Source organism: Bartonella sp. TT110JLCBS (assembly GCF_042193405.1).
Classification (GTDB): Bacteria; Pseudomonadota; Alphaproteobacteria; order Rhizobiales; family Rhizobiaceae; genus Bartonella.
Genome location: NZ_JBHILT010000005.1, coordinates 49,371 through 66,111, shown reverse-complemented (window position 1 = coordinate 66,111; position 16,741 = coordinate 49,371). Strand labels below are relative to the sequence as shown.

The following is a 16,741-nucleotide window of genomic DNA, read 5'->3' as shown; positions in this document are numbered from 1 at the left end:
TAAAAAGCGGAGTTTCCCATGAACACTGTTGCAAAAAGGATTTCAGCTCGCTTATCGTTGCGTGATCCTCAACGTGAATCATTAAATATTTGGGTGAAAATTTTAGAAAATATAGAACTTTCTAAAAATACAGATTTAATTGCAGAATTAGAAATGATAAAAAGTCTCTATCCTTCTGTACAAGATTTTGAACGAAGCTTTCCCTCTTTTTGTTTTGCCTTAGCAACGGGAGTTGGAAAAACGCGACTTATGGGAGCTTTTATTAGCTATCTTTATTTAACAGGTCGTAGCCGACATTTTTTTGTTTTAGCTCCAAACTTGACTATTTATGAAAAATTAAAACAGGATTTTAGTCCTCAAAGTCCGAAGTATGTTTTCAGTGGAATAAGTGAATTCATTGCAAATATACCCATTATTATTACAGGTGAAGATTATGAAAGTGGTAAAGGTATTCGCGCTGATGAACACCACTTTCACGGACAAAAACGTTTGTTTGAAAATCGGGATACGGCCTTTATCAATATTTTTAATATTTCTAAAATTAATACAACGGATAATAAAAAAGGCGCACTAAAATCTAGTATTCCGCGAATTAAACGCTTACAAGAAACGATTGGTGAAAGTTATTTTGATTATCTCGCAAATCTTCCTGATTTAGTTTTGTTAATGGATGAAGCACATCGTTATCGAGCTTCTGCTGGTGCGGCAGCAATTAATGAGTTAAAACCTGTTTTAGGAATAGAGCTTACAGCGACACCGAAAACAATAGGTGCAAAACCTGTAGATTTTAAAAATGTTGTTTACAGTTATTCACTTGCAGAGGCTATGAGAGATGGTTTTGTAAAAGAGCCTGCTGTTGCTACACGTAAAGACTTTCAACCTCAAAATTATACATCTGAACAATTAGAACATATTAAGTTACAAGATGCAATTCATGCTCATGAAAACGTGAAAGCAGATTTAATTGCCTATGCCAAAGATTATAACAAAAAGTTTGTTAAGCCTTTTATTTTAGTTGTCGCTCAAGATACAAATCATGCACAGAAATTGCGTGATTTATTGGAATCAGATGATTTTTTTGCAGGAGCTTATAAGGGAAAAGTTATAGAGATTCATACAAAACAGTCAAATATAGAGGAAGATCAAAATATTCAAAAACTCATTGTGATTGAGAATCCTCATGAGCCAACAGAAATTGTTATTCACGTTAATAAATTAAAGGAAGGATGGGATGTTAGCAATCTTTATACTATTGTACCGTTGCGTGCATCGGCTTCAGAAATTTTAACAGAACAAACAATTGGGCGTGGATTACGTTTGCCTTATGGGCATAGAACAGGCATAGAATCTATTGATCGTTTAACAATCATTGCGCATGATCGTTTTCAAGATATTATTGATCGTGCGAACGATCCAAATTCAATTATAAAAAAGCATATTGAGATTGGAACAGGGGGTGATATATCCTCTGAAAAGTCGGATATAGTGACAGTTCCAAGTCGAGCAGAAGCTTTATTTATAAAAACGATAGTAACACGTCATTCCGATATAAATGGAACATCTGATTTACACGGTGTTATGTTATGTAATACGGATTCACCCACATTAACGTCTGAAGAACAGGAAATTGCTGCTATTGCGTGGGATATTATTAAAGAGAATGATAATTTACCGAGTTCTCAAATGCTTTGTTCTGCATCGATACAAGAAAAAATTAGCAATAAAATCATGAACATTACGCATTCATCACAAAAGTCTCTTGTGTCAAAAGTGGTTACAAATCTGACAAAACAATTACCAGAACTGATCATAGATATTCCCAATATTGTACTCATACCTTCGCGTGAGGTTACTTATGGTTTTTCTGATTTTGATTTGGAAAATCTAGAAAGTTTAAATTTGCAACCTGTTAGTAAAGAACTTTTAATTCGAGAATTGCGTACCCATAAAAGCATTTTTCTCACTTCTAAGGATAAATATATTAAAGAGCCTCATCTTGAAAATTACATCATTCGTGGTTTAATTGATAATGATTTTATCGATTATGAGAGCCATACGCCATTATTACGAAAATTGGCTTGTCAGATGGTAGAGCATTTCCGATCTTATTTACCCAATGATGTAGCTGTTGAGAACGTATTAATTCACTATCAGCATAAGATTAATACTTTTATTGTTGCGCAATTAAGAGAACATCAATGGGAAACACAAAAAGATTATGAGATTAAAGTTACACGAGGTTTTACAACTTTAACACCTATCCATTATGTTTTACCGCAAGGAACATCTCCTCTTGATTTTCGTAATATTCCTACCATTAAAAGCGATATTAAAAAACTTGTATTCAGCGGCTTTAGAAAATGCTGTTATCCTTTGCAAAAGTTTGATTCAGTAGAAGGGGAATTACGATTTGCTCAAATATTAGAGGATGATGCACAAGTATTGAAATGGATGAAACCCGCTCGAGGTTTTTTCAAGTTAGAATATGATAAAGGATCAGCCTATGAACCTGATTTTGTTGTAGAAACGAAGGATGCTAAATATCTTTGTGAGCCTAAAAAAGCCTCTGAAATGAAAAATCCTATTGTTTTAAAAAAGAGAGAAGCTGCAGTTCAATGGTGTTGTCATGCAACGCGCTATGCGGCGGTTTATGGCGGTAAAAAATGGTATTATGTTCTTATTCCCCATGATGCTATTAAAGCAAATAGTAGTTTTGAAGGTTTGTGTGCAGAGTTTACCATTTCAGAATCTATACTTGAGAGCTCTTAACTTTTTGCTTAAAAAAACACATAAGTCTTTTAACTGGCCGATGCGAGAAACAATCAAATGTTTGAATATTATTTTTAATTTTGTTCCCTGTTGCACCATTAATTTAAGAATATGAGCTAATTCTTAAATCAAAAAATTATTATTTTTTCTAACGACATTAAAATAAAAGGAAAAATGTATAGAAAAGTTACACAAGATTATACTTTTTTATAGGGATTTGTAGCACATTTCCAATTTTTTATAAAAGTACAATCTTACTTTCCTTATGTGAAAAGTTCTTTGAGTTTATAGTCACAACTTCAAAAAAATATTTTAATTTTATTGGGTAATTTTATAAATATGCTTTTTTTAAAAAACTTAAATAGTTTATTGTTCTTTCATTTAAAAATCATGAATATAATGAAATATCCAGAGGATGAAAGGGGGGAGTTTTTCATATGACTTTGAATTTAACAAACACTGTTTTTAATTTTTTAAAGAAAAACCCGACAAAAAAATTTACAGCTCGAGAAATTGCTCAATGGATATTTGAAAATTACCCAGAAAAATGTTGTCAAAAACAAAAGCATTCAACGGCAATAATTACTCCCCTTAATAGTGATGCAGCTCTTATTCAGCAAATTGTTGCTGAAATAGGATCGAAGCGCCCTCAATTACAAAAGCGTTATCCAGAAATTAAAACCACTGAAGGGCGACCGCGACAGTATTATTTTACAAAACAAACAGATAGTGCTGAAATTGATGCAGTAGAAGACAATGTAAATAGTAGGGTAGAAGATGGCTCTGTTAAAGAGCATGATCTTTATCCATTATTATCTAAATTTTTATGGTCAGAGCTTTCTGTTTATAGCAAGCGCATTTAATGAGAAATGTTCTCGTAATAAACATGGTGCAGGCGGAAATAAATGGCTTTATCCAGATCTCGTAGGGATGCAAGATTTAAGCAAGGAATGGAATCGTGAAATCAAAGACTGTGTTTTGCAATATTTTGATAAAAAGACAAAGCTTTGGTCTTTTGAAGTAAAAATTCTCATCAATCGTTCAAATTTACGAAAAGCATTTTTTCAAACAGTAAGCAATTCTTCATGGGCTAATTTGAGTTATTTAGTCGCTAGTGAAATTGAAGGTGTTGATACATTAAAAGAGCTCCGGATGCTTTCAAGTTTGCATGGAATTGGATTTATAAGGCTTGATAAGGAAAACTCTTCTGAGAGTGAGATCATAATTCCAGCTAAAGAACGTAGTGATATTGATTGGGATACTGCTAATAGATTAGTGGAGGAAAACAAAGATTTTCTTGATTATATTAAGCTCATTCGTCAATTTTATCAAACTGGTGAGATGCGTCCTCTAGATTGGGATCATGTGCAAACGGTGGGGGATATTTTTAAAAAGACTCTATTGTTTAAAAGCCCTTTCTCAGAGTGATAAAAAATTACTCTCACTGTTTTATTTGATGATTATATTTAGTTAATATATTGATTTATAATGATAATTAGTCTTTTTACTTAATGAGAAGTTTGAATATCGTAGCATTAAATCATTTTGAATTAAACCATCTTATATTGATGTTGAATCAATCAAAATTATTTGTGTGCACTCTCACGAGAGGGGGGGAGGAGGGGAGCGTGAAAATTCCCTGTTGGGGGCTTTTTATTTTGTGCAAGAGATGTTATCCCATTAGATACTAGATTTAATGGTTATAATTTATTACACATTTTATATTGTAGAGAGTAAATTTAAACTTTGTTGTTTCTTGTTTAACATTAATCATTGAAAATATCGCTTCCTCATATTGAAGTTTTTTTACAAAGAATTTATTCTAATATTTCCTCATTTTCGACTGCTGTTCGTTCTGATTATTGTTAGTTCTTTGTTAAAATATTCAAAAAAAACATCAATTCTATAAAATGTTCACATAGTTTATTTAATTTCTTGAAATAGATTTTAAAAATAAATTTCTATCATATCTTGTGATCAGGGGAGTGTATATTGTCATAGTTTACCACAATATTCTATTTATTATTCAATAATACCGCACGCCAAACGTGCCCCCCCTCCGCCAAGCGGTAATGGTTTATCTGATTGATTATCAGCTCCTAAATGAATGACTAAAGAGCGCCCTTTAATTTCAGAGATTTTTTTTAATCGTGGAGCAAGAACGCTCATTATGGCATATCCCTGCTTATCAACATAAAGTGCTGGTAAATCACCAAGATGACCATTGACATTATAAGGTCCTAAATGTTTTCCGGTATGTTCCGGATCATAATGTCCACCTGCGCTTCCACCAATTATGCCATCTTTTGTATCACATGAAGGATTTACATGTACATGAAAACCATGCATCCCTTCTGATAAATTAGATAAATTAGGGATGAAAATCAAACCGTATGTGGTTTCTTCAATTTTAATGCTACCAATAGCCTTTTTGAAATTGTTGTCTTCTAATTTATAAATATTTACTTGTGTTGATAGTGCTAATGCAGAATTTTTATGAATTAAAAATGCCATAAAAAATAATAATGATAATAATATTTTTTTCATAAAATACCTTTATACTTATCTTTAAATATATTATTATCTATAATTAATAATATATTTATATAAATGTCTTAAATTAAACTTTAAAAAAATAATTTAAATAGAAATATTAGTTTTTAGAAAGAGCAAATAATTTAAAGTATGTTTATATATATTTCTGAACATAACTTTTATTTTTTGATCTATAAAAAATGTAGCTTCCATAGACTGATAATTATATCTCGCTTACATTTCTTCAAGAGATGCTTTAAAAAGCTACTTTTTTGATGTTTAATAAAGAATTAAGTAAATAGTTTTAATAAGTTAGATGTTATTTCATTTATACTATGATAATCGCTTCATCAAAAAAGAACATATAATTTGTTGATGATTTAAATGTTTTCATAGAAAAAATGACGAGAATTTCTATTCATTATGAAATTTATAAGAGAAAGAATTATTATGATTCATATAAATTTCCCATAAAATACAGCATATACCGACACTCCCTCCCATTCCTGATCCTATCAGTGCTCCTATTATTATTCCGGTAGAAAGGGCTACTCCTATACCCATTGCGATAACTGGACCAAATCCTGGAAGAGCAATATAACCATAAGCTGCAAGAGTTGCCGCGATAGCTCCTGATATGCTCCCATTTAAACCGCCAATGAAAGCAAATTCTTTAATAGAATGGCAACACTTTTTTAAATTTTTTTTCTTACAGTTATAAAAAGAAATGTTGCTGTAAATTTTAAAATCAATCATATTTTTCTCCTTCATTTTGAATGCTAACTGTTCCTGAATAGTCAAGGGATACGAAAAAATGGGACTTTTTTAATTTTACTAAAGCACGCCAAATGCCATTGTCATCTAAACGCAATCGTTTAATATTCTCAAAACCATTTTGCATAAGACAATTTTTAACTTGTGAAGCAGTAAATGAGTTCTGACCTATTTTAGTGACATTTTGAGTAGGGCTATAGGTAAAGGTTTGACAATAAGGAAGGTGAAAAACTTCACTTATTGAAGTACTGATTATCAGCGAGACACATACAATCATTATAAAAAAAGTACTTAATTTCAAAAATTTATTGAGTGTCATCTTGTTACCATTTGTTAAAACAACACTTCATTAACCTCTGTGTTACCAACAGGTTCCCAAGATGATTTTATTTTTAATATTATACTTAATAATAAAAATCTTTTAAAATTTATTGATTAAATAAAACTGTTTTTTATTATTTGATTTATAGTAAAAAATTTAACAGATGTGATTGGCAAGATATCTTTACAATTTAATCTTGAAACTATAATTCAGTTTTATCTTATCTCATATCAATATACTAAATATATATAATAGTTTTTAATAAAAAAATGATGTATAGTAATATTAATTATAGATATTCTTATTATAAATAACAAATTATTCTTAATATCAGTAATAGATATGATTCAAAATGCAATATAAAACCATAGAGATGATTATATCGTTTATTTTTCTCATTGATAACACATAGATTTATAATGGTTTCTCATTGTTTTATATATTAAATAAGCATTCAAAATATCGTATAATTCTTTCATTTCAAATCTGTTTATTTTAAATTAATTAAAATCATTCGTACATCATAAAAGGAGCTGGTGTATGATAAAAGGAATAAATAATGCCTCTTAGAAAGACTCCCCAATATAAGGGGTGTCTAAACATTAAAGGATGATAAATATAATAATGGCGCCAGCTTGTTTCTTCATAAGCGTAAAAATGATAGTGCCTAATAGCTTTCCGTTTATACCACTAACAGAATGTTATTGTGAAACGGGTTTAGGTTCCAGATCTTACTTTAAAACAAGCACATAAATTAATAGAATGAACAGTCTAGTATAATTTTTTACAAAAAATGTTAAAGATACTCTGAATTATATTAATTCTTAAAAAACTAAACAATTCCTTTTTGTTATACATAAGATCAAATTCTAAAACATTCTTAAATATTTATATCAGAAAATGTATGGTAGAGTATTGTATTTTTACTGAATAAATTTATTTTCAAAACGCATTATTCAAAATAATTATTTCTTTGCTTATTGATAACTTATACACTTATTATTATTTACTTTACGTTATTGTCCATTATTGCTTAGTAGAGTTGTTTAGATGATTTTGTTGGAAATATTTGCATAATTTCCTTGAATCCATAACCGGGATACATTCCTTCGCGCATAAATAAATTACGTAATGGCGGGAAACTATGTAACAAACCAAGCCCAATGCTTCGTATGATATGAACAGGCAACATATGAGAAAGTAGAGCAGAGTTCAGTGTATGAACAGCTCCACTTCGGATTAATATATCTGGTTTGCGGCATTTGTTATAATGTGCAACAATCATTTCAGAGTTAGAATTGGATATTTTATTGGGTAAAATATCAATTAAAGTTTGGACATCACGGAATCCTAAATTCAATCCCTGTGCTCCAATAGGGGGAAAAACATGAGCGGCTTCACCGACTAAAATTGTTCGGTTAGCAGCAAAATGATGAGAAAGAAGTCCGAAAAGCGGCCATGCTTGAATTGATGTTTCTAAGCTTAGCTTTCCAAGCATTGATTGCATTTTGTTTTCAATCATTTTTGCAATTTTTTTTGGTTCTATATTCAATAATTCTTCAGCACGGGAAGGATGAACAACCCATACAAGACTAGATCTTCGTCCTGGTAGTGGAACTTGTGTAAATGGACCGTGTTCTGTATGAAATTCAGTTGATGTATTTTGATGAGAAAACTCATGAGAAAAGTTGAGAACAAGTGCTTTTTGTGGATAATTCCACTGTTTGACACTTATTCCTGCTGCGGCACGTGTAAGAGAGTGACGTCCATCAGCTGCAATAACAAGTGGTGCTTGAATGACTCTACAATCAGAAAGAGTAATAAATACATGGTTTTTTGTATGATGAACAGATTTGGCTGCAGAAACAAATCTTGTAATATTAGGCGTATGTGTAACAGCATCGACTAAAGCACTGTTTAATTTTACGTTAGGTATATTATAGCCAAAAGCTTTTTCACCAATTTCAGCAGAAGAAAAATGCACCGTAGGAGCATGCACAATTCTAGAAGTTATATCTATAATTCTCATGGACGATAAAGCAGCTGCATGTTTTTGAAGATTATCCCAAATATTGAGTTTTTGAAGCATGCGTATTGCAGGCATCATAAGAGCAGTTGTTCGTAACTCATCTGTATGAGCAGGGGGCCCAACAAGAAAAACAGAAAGCCCCTCATGTGCAAGACTCAGCGCAGCTAACATTCCGACAGGACCTGCACCAATAACAGCAATATCTTTATGCTCGTTCTTTTCAAAGATCACAACTGTTTGAACCTTTCTCCATTGATAAAATATTTTAATATTTCCAAATGATCACTCTCTTTTTATTATATGAAGCTCTTCTATTATTATAGTATGTAATAAATAATGCGATATAAAAAAGTAACCTTTTTATGATTTTTTATGCCGGATTATATCATCGGTAAAAAATGGCGTATTAATAGATGGATGAAGACTTTAAAAATGAGGATAAGAAAACCTTGAAACGTAAACTAACAAAGAAAATCAAAACAAATGCTAAATTATTACGCCATAAAAAAGTAACAATGCCACAAGCAAAGGCCTTTTCCGTTCATTTACTAACAGCTTCGGGATCATTTTTAGCATTTCTTTCTCTTATATCAGCCTCTCAAAAAGAATGGACAGCTATGTTCTGTTGGCTTGGGCTTGCCCTTCTCGTTGATGGTATAGATGGACCAATTGCACGCAAACTTGATGTTAAATACGTTCTTCCAACATGGTCTGGAGAGCTGTTAGATAATATTATTGATTACGTGACTTATGTTTTAATTCCTGCCTTTGCACTCTATCAAAGTGGTTTCATGGGGGTAGGGTTATCATTTTCATTGAGTGCAATTATTGTTATTTCATCTGCTATTTATTATGCAGATACTAGTATGAAAACCAAAGAAAACTTTTTTAAAGGATTTCCTGTTGTTTGGAATATGATGGTTTTTACGCTTTTTGTCGTCAGACCAGGAGAGTGGATTACTTTTATCATTATTGTTTTATCGGCGATTATATCTTTTTTACCAATTTATTTTATCCATCCAGTAAGAGTTCTTCGTTTACGTAGAGTTAATTTTCCCATTTTTCTCTTATGGTGTGTTTTTGGTGTTTCTGCCTTCTTTTATCAACTAGAAGCTCCAAATTGGGTTAAAATAGGAATCTCGGTAACAGGAATTTATATATATTGTATTGGCGCAATCATGCAAATATTTCCTCAACTTGGGGCAAAAAATATAAAAAAAACAATAAAATAGTTGTTTTTAAAAGGGTGTAAGATGCAAATTGACTTTGGAGCAGGTGATGATATTTCTTTTACGAAAGAAGGATGTGCTGGTATTATAAAGCTCACGCGTCCTTCAGCATTAAACGCTCTTAATCAACGAATGGTTTCAGCTTTAAAAAAAGCTCTCAGAACATGGGAAACAGATGATAATGTTTTTTGTGTCTTAATTGAAGGGGAGGGACGTGCTTTTTGTGCTGGTGGAGATGTTGTAGAAATCTATCATATGGGGAAAAGTGCCTCTGCTTGTCAATACTTTAGGGAGGAATATAGCTTGAATGCTTATATCAAACATTTTTCAAAGCCCTACATTTCTTTCTTAAACGGTATTTGGATGGGAGGAGGGGTAGGTATTTCTCTCTATGGTTCGCATCGAATTGTTACAGAAAATACAGTTTTTGCTATGCCAGAAGGTGCGATTGGCTTTTTCCCAGATGTAGGTGCAAGTTTTTTCTTACCATCTCTTCCCAATCATTTTGGCATCTATCTTGCATTAACGGGCGCACGCATAAAGTGGGGAGATTGTTTAAATTTAGGATTAGCAACACATGCCGTTCCTGAAATTGAATTCGATATGATTAGAAAAGCTGTTATTGAGCAAGGAGACCCCACTTTAGCTTTAAACGAGCAAGCAATTACAAAAGACTATGAAACGAGTCATGAAATACGTTATATTATTAACAGTTGTTTTAGTGCCCACAGCTTAGAAGAATGTCTTGAGTTGCTACATAAAAAAAGCAATGAAGATGTTTTATTTGCTAAAGAATGTTATGATATTTTGCAGTCACGTTCTCCGACAAGTTTAAAAGTTATCTGGAAACAAATGAAACAAAATTCATCTCAAACGTTGGAAAATTGTATGAAAATTGAAAACCGCATAGCGCATCATATGATTCATTCACATGATTTTTATGAAGGTATACGTGCTATGTTAATCGATAAAGATAAAAGACCTCAATGGCAGCCAGATAAACTTTCAAATGTGACAGATGAAATGGTAGATTCTTACTTCCAACCTGTTGAACAAGAGTTATTATTGTGAAAAATAATTCTCACAAACAGATTTCAAAAATCAATTTAATCTATAACTGTTACTTACGGTTTTTGGCACTTATTTGCTTAGTCCTAGGTATTTTTTATTGGATACGCCTTGTGGGGGTCTTTCCAGGTATTTTATGGCGTTTTGACCTTATGCCTTGGCAGTGGCAATTTGCATCAGCTATATTGGCCATTCTCTATCCTATTGCTTTAATTGGTCTTTGGATGTATTCACTATGGGGCATTATTTTATGGTGTGTTGCCGCATTGATTGAAACAATAGCAATATATTATTCCGATTTTATTTATCAGCCTTTTGTACCATTATTTCATGGAATATTATTTTTAGCTTTTATTATCTTACAAATTATGATGATTTTTTTAAAAAAAGTAAAAAAATAAAAAACCATAAAGATTTTTCAATCTTAAAAAGTCATCAAAAAGTTTTTTAAGTAATAAGTAAAAGATATTCACTTCAATTGCCAAACTTCTACTCTTTCTAAAAAAAGTTCCATAATATATATTATGCGATAATATGATACAATTTACTTTTTACTTTTAAAATAAAATTTGGTCTTTAAGGAATATTCCTTAAAGACCAAAAATAGTGATAACGAAATTACGTATAATAAAATAAGGAAAATTATTGCATTATTTTACAACGTTTCATACGTGCAAGATCACTCAAAACAGCATTACGATTGTTTAAAGCCGAAATTTCATTACTTTCACTGGATTTAGTATCCATAAAAAACAAAGCAGGTACAAATACAACACTTGCCGCTGCTAAAGCCACGTTTTTATTTCTTGCTTTAGAACGCTCTGCAATTGTATCATTAATCTGACGTTTATTAGCAAAAAACTCCCGTTGAATATCGGCACAACTCATTGATCCGTCATGTAATGTTGTCGTTGCAATATTTTTTTCTAAACGCCCCCCACATGCTGTCAAGGAAACCGCTAAAACCACAATACATACACCCCGCTTAAAATTCTTATACATAAAAGCCTCATTTTTGACATAAAAAACACTAAATATGTCAAAAATGAAATAAAATAAAGGATAAATTTAAAAGTATTTTATTTAACTTAAAATATTGCGCATAATAAGCTTATGCATCTGTTTCAAAAGTTAGACCTTGATATGCAGGTTTTACATAGGATGGGACGTAATTTATAACCTTATTGTAATCCAGTGATCTGTCCATATGTGTGAGTATTGCTTGTTTTGGCTTTAAATATTCTATCCACTGTAATGCTTGATCAACAGAAAAATGACTCGGATGGGATTTAAATTGAAGAGCTTCAATGATGAGAACATCCAAATCCATTAATTTGGATAAAGTTTTTTCAGGAAATTCACTAACATCTGTACAATAGGCAACATTCCCAATCCGAAAACCTAAGGAGTGAATGTTTCCGTGGTGTTGTAAATGTGTATTGATGCTTATTGCTCCCCCCTGCCCTTGAATAATAAATTGGCTATCTTCATTGATAAGATGCTCTTTTAAAATGGGAGAATAAGATGAATCTTTTGGTGTTTGAAAACAATATCCGAAAGCGTTTTTGAGATGTTCTAGTGTAAATCTGTCGGCATAGATATCTATTAAACATTTTTGTGCAAGTGCATAGCTGCGTAAATCATCAATACCGTGGATATGGTCAGCATGAGAATGCGTGTAAAGAGCAGCATCAAGATGGTTCACATGCGCATCGATCATTTGTGAGCGAAAATCTGGACCCGTATCAATAACGATCGTTGTTTTGTCTCCTGATGGTTTAATACGTTCAACTAATAAAGAACTTCTGTAGCGTTTATTTTTAGGGTTATTCGGATCACATGTTCCCCAATCACCATTGGGGCGGGGCACTCCTGGAGAGGGACCACAGCCTAATATTGTAAATCGGTACTGATCACACATATCTTTTGCCTTATTTCATTTTGCTAAATAAACGAAAAGCGTTACGGGTTGTTATTTGGGCTGTTTCTTCAATACTTAAGCCAATTGTTTCAGCCAAAACAGCTGCCGTATAGCATACAAAAGATGGTTCATTTGTTTTGCCCCGATGGGGACTAGGTGCTAAGAATGGAGCATCTGTTTCCACTAACAAATGCTCATGGGGTACAATTTTTGCTATTTCACGGATTTCAAGTGCGTTTTTAAAAGTAAGAATACCTGAAAAAGAAATATAACCACCAAGTTCAATTCCTGCACGAGCAAGTTGCATTCCAGACGAATAACAATGAAGGATAAAGGGAAAAGCTCCTTCTTTTATCTGTTCACGTAATATTTTCTCCATATCATCATCTGCATTGCGTGAATGGATAACAAGAGGAATCTGTGTTTCTCGAGCAGCAATGATATGTTCTTGAAAAACTTTCTTTTGCTCTTCTGGTGTAGAATAATCATAATGATAATCAAGTCCCCCCTCCCCAAATGCAACAATTTTAGGGTGACTCGAAAGCTGTATAAGCTCTTTGGCTGTAATATTTTGCTCTTCATGCGCATGATTGGGGTGTGTACCAACAGAACAAAAGACTTGATCATAATTTTGCGCAATGGCTAACAGCTTATCTAATTTATGAACATGGGTTGAAATTGTTATCATACGTTTAACGTCAGCATCTAAAGCACGCTGGATAACATTATCCAAATCCTGTGAAAAATCTTCAAAATCAAGATGACAATGCGTATCAATCAACATGATGAATATCTTCTTTCTTCAAGATATAACGAGGAAAAATCGGTTCTGGTGGTGGAAGATCAAGTCCTTCTTGAATTTTTGAATGGCTTATATGATACAACAACCGATCATCTTCAGCAATCGCAAGGCTATCAAGAAGTTTTGCTGCTGATTGGGGTATGAAAGGCAAAAGCATTATTCCTATTCGCCGCAAGATTTCTACAGTTATATAAAGAACTGTAGAAAATCGCTCTGGATCATTCTTACGTAAACTCCAAGGTTGTTCATTGGCAAAATAGCGATTGGCATCTGCTACAATTGAAAAAATAGCTGAAAGTGCTAAATGCATACTATAAGAAGACATTGCTTGATGTATAGTTTCAAGCACTTGAAGAGATTGTTCTAAAAGCTGTTTATCTTGAACTAAAAATGAAGCTGGTAGCGGAACTTTTGCATCACAATTTTTGGCAATCATAGATAAAGAGCGCTGTGCTAAATTACCAAGATCATTAGCAAGATCAGCATTAATACGGTTCACAAGACTTTCATGGCTATAACTACCATCTTGTCCAAATGGTACTTCACGGAGAAGAAAATAACGGACCTGATCAAGACCATAATGATCAACCATTTCAAAAGGATCAACGACATTTCCAACAGATTTTGACATTTTTGCACCACGATTAAGTAAAAAACCATGGGCAAAAATATTCTGAGGCAAATCAATCCCAGCAGACATTAAAAATGCCGGCCAATAGACTGCATGAAAACGAATAATATCCTTACCAATAATATGCGTATTAGCAGGCCAAAAATCACGTTTTGTTGAATTTTCATTGAAAAAACCAATTGCTGATAAATAATTCGTAAGCGCATCAACCCAGACATACATTACGTGCTTTGGATTATCAGGAACAGCAATGCCCCAATTAAAACTTGTGCGTGAAATAGAGATATCTTTTAATCCCGATTTGATAAAACTTATAATTTCATTACGCCGCTCAAGTGGCAAAATAAAATCAGGATATTTTTCATAATATTCAAGAAGAGCCTTTTCATAACGAGAAAGTCTAAAAAAATAACTTTCTTCTTCATTCCATTCAACTGGAGAGCCTAATTCCTTCTCGCGACGGATGTTGTCTGCTCCAACTTCTGTATCTTTCTCTTCATAATAGGCTTCTTGGCGAACCGAATACCAACCCGTATAACGGTCGAGATAAATATCGCCATTTGTCTCCATCTTTTTCCAAATTTCTTGACAAGCTTGATAATGGCGCTCTTCTGTCGTACGGATAAAATCATCGTTAGAACAATTTAATACTGCAAGCATTTTTTGAAACACAGCACTATTACGATCTGCAAGTTGCTGAGGTGTCATGCCCAATGCTGCTGCCGTTTGTTGCATCTTTAGACCATGCTCATCGGTACCAGAAAGAAAAAATACATTTTTTCCGTTTAATCGTTGAAAGCGGGCTAAAACATCACTTGCAATGGCACTATAGGCATGCCCAATATGTGGAGCACCATTAGGATAAAAAATAGGAGTTGTTATGTAATATGTGTCACGCATGTCATACTCATTGTAAAACGCCATAAATAAAAGATACAATGACATAACGTCTGTTCATCACATTGTCACGGAAAAACTAATCCTCGTGAATGATCTTATGAACTCTAAAAAGCACGTTAATCACAAACTGCTTCTTATCGAGATTAAACACTTGCACTTCCTCTATTTCTTGATGAATCTCTTGCCACTTTTGCGCATATTTTTTTGAGAGAAATAAATCTCCTTTTTCAATGAGCATGATAGCTTTTTTTTGAATTTTATCAAGAATTTCATTACAAAATTGTTGAAATTGGAATATGGAAGAAGCAGATGAAAATGTTTGTGCAAGAGTGTGTACAATCGTTGCATCACAAACAGGTTTTTCTAAGAGAGCATCTATCGTTTTAATAATTTCAAGACCGCCGTGGCAAATAAGTAAAGCAGCTTTTCGAGGACTGCCTTTGGATTTTTTAATAATCGTTTTCATAGTTTTCTCATCAGGTAAATCCTGATGGGCGAAAATATGTGTAATGACTTTTTTCATTTCATCGTTATTCAACGGACGAAAAGAAATTTTTTGACATCGTGAATGGATTGTTGGAAGCAATTTTCCTAAAGAGTGCGCGATAATAATAAATAACGTTTTTGTAGGGGGTTCTTCAAGTATTTTGAGAATTGCATTTGCTGCATTTCTATTCATATCATCTGCAGAATCAATAATAACAATACGCCATCCATTGTCTTGCGATGTTCGGCTTAAAAAATGCATAATATCACGGATATCATCAACGAGTATTCCTGTTTTAAACTTTTGCGTTTTTACATCAAATCGACGTGAAATATACAAAAGACCAGGGTGACTTCCTTGTGTAATTTGGCGCCATGAGGTAGAATAAGGATCGGGTTTCAAGAAAGAACTCTGTTGAAAACTTAAAATATTCCAAGCAAGATGAAAGGCTAATGTAGCCTTTCCAATCCCATATTCTCCTTCAAATAATAATGCATGATGCAAACGCTCTTCTTTAAGCATTTGTGTCAAAAAATGACGAATATCCTCATGACCAAAGATAACATTGTTCTGGGATGGTGATAAAATTGTATCAATATCATCATATTGGTGTAAGATATTTACGTTACTCATGAAAGCTGATCCAACAATACCTGATGACAAATATTTTTTATTTGATGAGCAATAGCTTCCACTGAGCCAGTGGCATCAATGATTCGAAATCTATGGGGTTCTTGTTTGGCCAGTTGAAGAAAAGCTTGACGCCTTTGTTCTTGAATTTCCAACTGATCTTTTTCAAAATAATCAATTTCTTCTGTTTTTTTTCTTCGCAAATTTGCACGCTTCATACCCCATATTGCTGGCATATCTAATAAAAATGTTAAATGAGGCATGATATCATTGAGTGCAACATACTCTAAAACAGAAAGAACAGAAGAACTGACTCTATTATTGAGTCCTTGATAAACGCGTGTAGAATCAATAAAGCGGTCACATAAAACGATTTTACCTTTTTGCAAAGAAGGTGCGATAACTTCATGAAAATGGTCAGCGCGTGCCGCTGTAAACAAAACAGCTTCAATCAATGGTCCATACTGTTGTATCTTCCCTGACAATAAAATATGTCGGATTGCTTCTGCTCCTGCCGTTCCTCCTGGTTCTCGTGTTGTAACAACATCATAACCTTTGTGAGAGAGATACTCAGCAAGCAAAGAAATCTGTACTGTTTTTCCTACTCCCTCCCCTCCTTCGAATGTAATAAAATAACCTGACAC

At 32.9% G+C, this 16,741-nt stretch carries 16 protein-coding genes; 6 read left to right on the top strand and 10 right to left on the bottom strand.

Annotated features, from left to right (window positions below; genetic code table 11):
• The first annotated feature begins 18 nt into the window (after positions 1-18).
• The 3 genes from ACFILW_RS03680 (at position 19) to ACFILW_RS03670 (ending at position 4,197) form a co-directional block, all read left to right on the top strand.
• On the top strand, positions 19-2,769 hold the full coding sequence (locus tag ACFILW_RS03680; protein WP_375685195.1) for a DEAD/DEAH box helicase: 2,751 nt from the start codon (positions 19-21) through the stop codon (positions 2,767-2,769).
• Positions 2,770-3,206: 437 nt separating this feature from the next.
• Positions 3,207-3,632, top strand: coding sequence for a hypothetical protein (locus tag ACFILW_RS03675; RefSeq protein ID WP_375685194.1), 426 nt, complete (start codon positions 3,207-3,209; stop codon positions 3,630-3,632).
• Positions 3,565-4,197, top strand: a complete 633-nt coding sequence (locus ACFILW_RS03670; protein ID WP_375685193.1) for a hypothetical protein — start codon at positions 3,565-3,567, stop codon at positions 4,195-4,197. The genes ACFILW_RS03675 and ACFILW_RS03670 overlap by 68 nt, the downstream gene beginning before the upstream one ends.
• Before the next feature lie 594 nt (positions 4,198-4,791).
• Here ACFILW_RS03670 and sodC read toward each other — a convergent pair.
• The 4 genes from sodC to ACFILW_RS03650 form a co-directional block, all read right to left on the bottom strand.
• Positions 4,792-5,316, bottom strand: a complete 525-nt coding sequence (gene sodC, locus ACFILW_RS03665; protein ID WP_375665562.1) for a superoxide dismutase [Cu-Zn] SodC — start codon at positions 5,314-5,316, stop codon at positions 4,792-4,794.
• 402 nt (positions 5,317-5,718) lie between these two features.
• Complete coding sequence (locus tag ACFILW_RS03660) at positions 5,719-6,075, bottom strand: hypothetical protein (protein WP_375623219.1); 357 nt, start codon at positions 6,073-6,075, stop codon at positions 5,719-5,721.
• On the bottom strand, positions 6,053-6,397 hold the full coding sequence (locus ACFILW_RS03655) for a hypothetical protein (protein WP_375623217.1): 345 nt from the start codon (positions 6,395-6,397) through the stop codon (positions 6,053-6,055). The genes ACFILW_RS03660 and ACFILW_RS03655 overlap by 23 nt, the downstream gene beginning before the upstream one ends.
• A gap of 1,036 nt (positions 6,398-7,433) precedes the next feature.
• Complete coding sequence (locus tag ACFILW_RS03650) at positions 7,434-8,660, bottom strand: UbiH/UbiF family hydroxylase (RefSeq protein ID WP_375685192.1); 1,227 nt, start codon at positions 8,658-8,660, stop codon at positions 7,434-7,436.
• Between the two features lie 182 nt (positions 8,661-8,842).
• On the opposite strand from ACFILW_RS03650, the gene pcsA reads away from it, so the two are divergent.
• Genes pcsA through ACFILW_RS03635 form a run of 3 tightly spaced genes read left to right on the top strand, consistent with a single transcriptional unit; the run spans position 8,843 to position 11,127 of the window.
• Positions 8,843-9,661, top strand: a complete 819-nt coding sequence (pcsA, locus tag ACFILW_RS03645; protein WP_375685191.1) for a phosphatidylcholine synthase — start codon at positions 8,843-8,845, stop codon at positions 9,659-9,661.
• A 21-nt stretch (positions 9,662-9,682) separates the two neighbouring features.
• Entirely contained in the window at positions 9,683-10,729 is a 1,047-nt protein-coding gene (locus ACFILW_RS03640) for an enoyl-CoA hydratase/isomerase family protein (protein ID WP_375685190.1), read from the top strand.
• Positions 10,726-11,127 carry a DUF6163 family protein gene (locus ACFILW_RS03635; protein ID WP_375685189.1) on the top strand — a complete coding sequence of 134 codons (402 nt, stop codon included), beginning with the start codon at positions 10,726-10,728 and terminating at the stop codon, positions 11,125-11,127. Before ACFILW_RS03640 ends, ACFILW_RS03635 begins: the two co-directional genes overlap by 4 nt.
• Before the next feature lie 241 nt (positions 11,128-11,368).
• Here the strand turns inward: ACFILW_RS03635 and ACFILW_RS03630 are convergent, their stop codons facing one another.
• The 6 genes from ACFILW_RS03630 to tmk all read right to left on the bottom strand — a co-directional run bounded on the left by ACFILW_RS03630 (position 11,369) and on the right by tmk (position 16,741).
• Positions 11,369-11,728 carry a hypothetical protein gene (locus ACFILW_RS03630; RefSeq protein ID WP_375613428.1) on the bottom strand — a complete coding sequence of 120 codons (360 nt, stop codon included), beginning with the start codon at positions 11,726-11,728 and terminating at the stop codon, positions 11,369-11,371.
• Between the two features lie 109 nt (positions 11,729-11,837).
• Complete coding sequence (locus tag ACFILW_RS03625) at positions 11,838-12,647, bottom strand: MBL fold metallo-hydrolase (protein ID WP_375623207.1); 810 nt, start codon at positions 12,645-12,647, stop codon at positions 11,838-11,840.
• A 10-nt stretch (positions 12,648-12,657) separates the two neighbouring features.
• A complete protein-coding gene (locus ACFILW_RS03620; RefSeq protein ID WP_375685188.1) occupies positions 12,658-13,431 on the bottom strand; it encodes a TatD family hydrolase in 774 nt (257 codons plus the stop codon).
• Positions 13,421-14,980, bottom strand: a complete 1,560-nt coding sequence (gene metG / locus ACFILW_RS03615; protein ID WP_375685187.1) for a methionine--tRNA ligase — start codon at positions 14,978-14,980, stop codon at positions 13,421-13,423. Before metG ends, ACFILW_RS03620 begins: the two co-directional genes overlap by 11 nt.
• 76 nt (positions 14,981-15,056) lie before the next feature.
• On the bottom strand, positions 15,057-16,100 hold the full coding sequence (locus ACFILW_RS03610; protein WP_375623200.1) for a DNA polymerase III subunit delta': 1,044 nt from the start codon (positions 16,098-16,100) through the stop codon (positions 15,057-15,059).
• Complete coding sequence (tmk, locus tag ACFILW_RS03605; RefSeq protein ID WP_375665572.1) at positions 16,097-16,741, bottom strand: dTMP kinase; 645 nt, start codon at positions 16,739-16,741, stop codon at positions 16,097-16,099. Before tmk ends, ACFILW_RS03610 begins: the two co-directional genes overlap by 4 nt.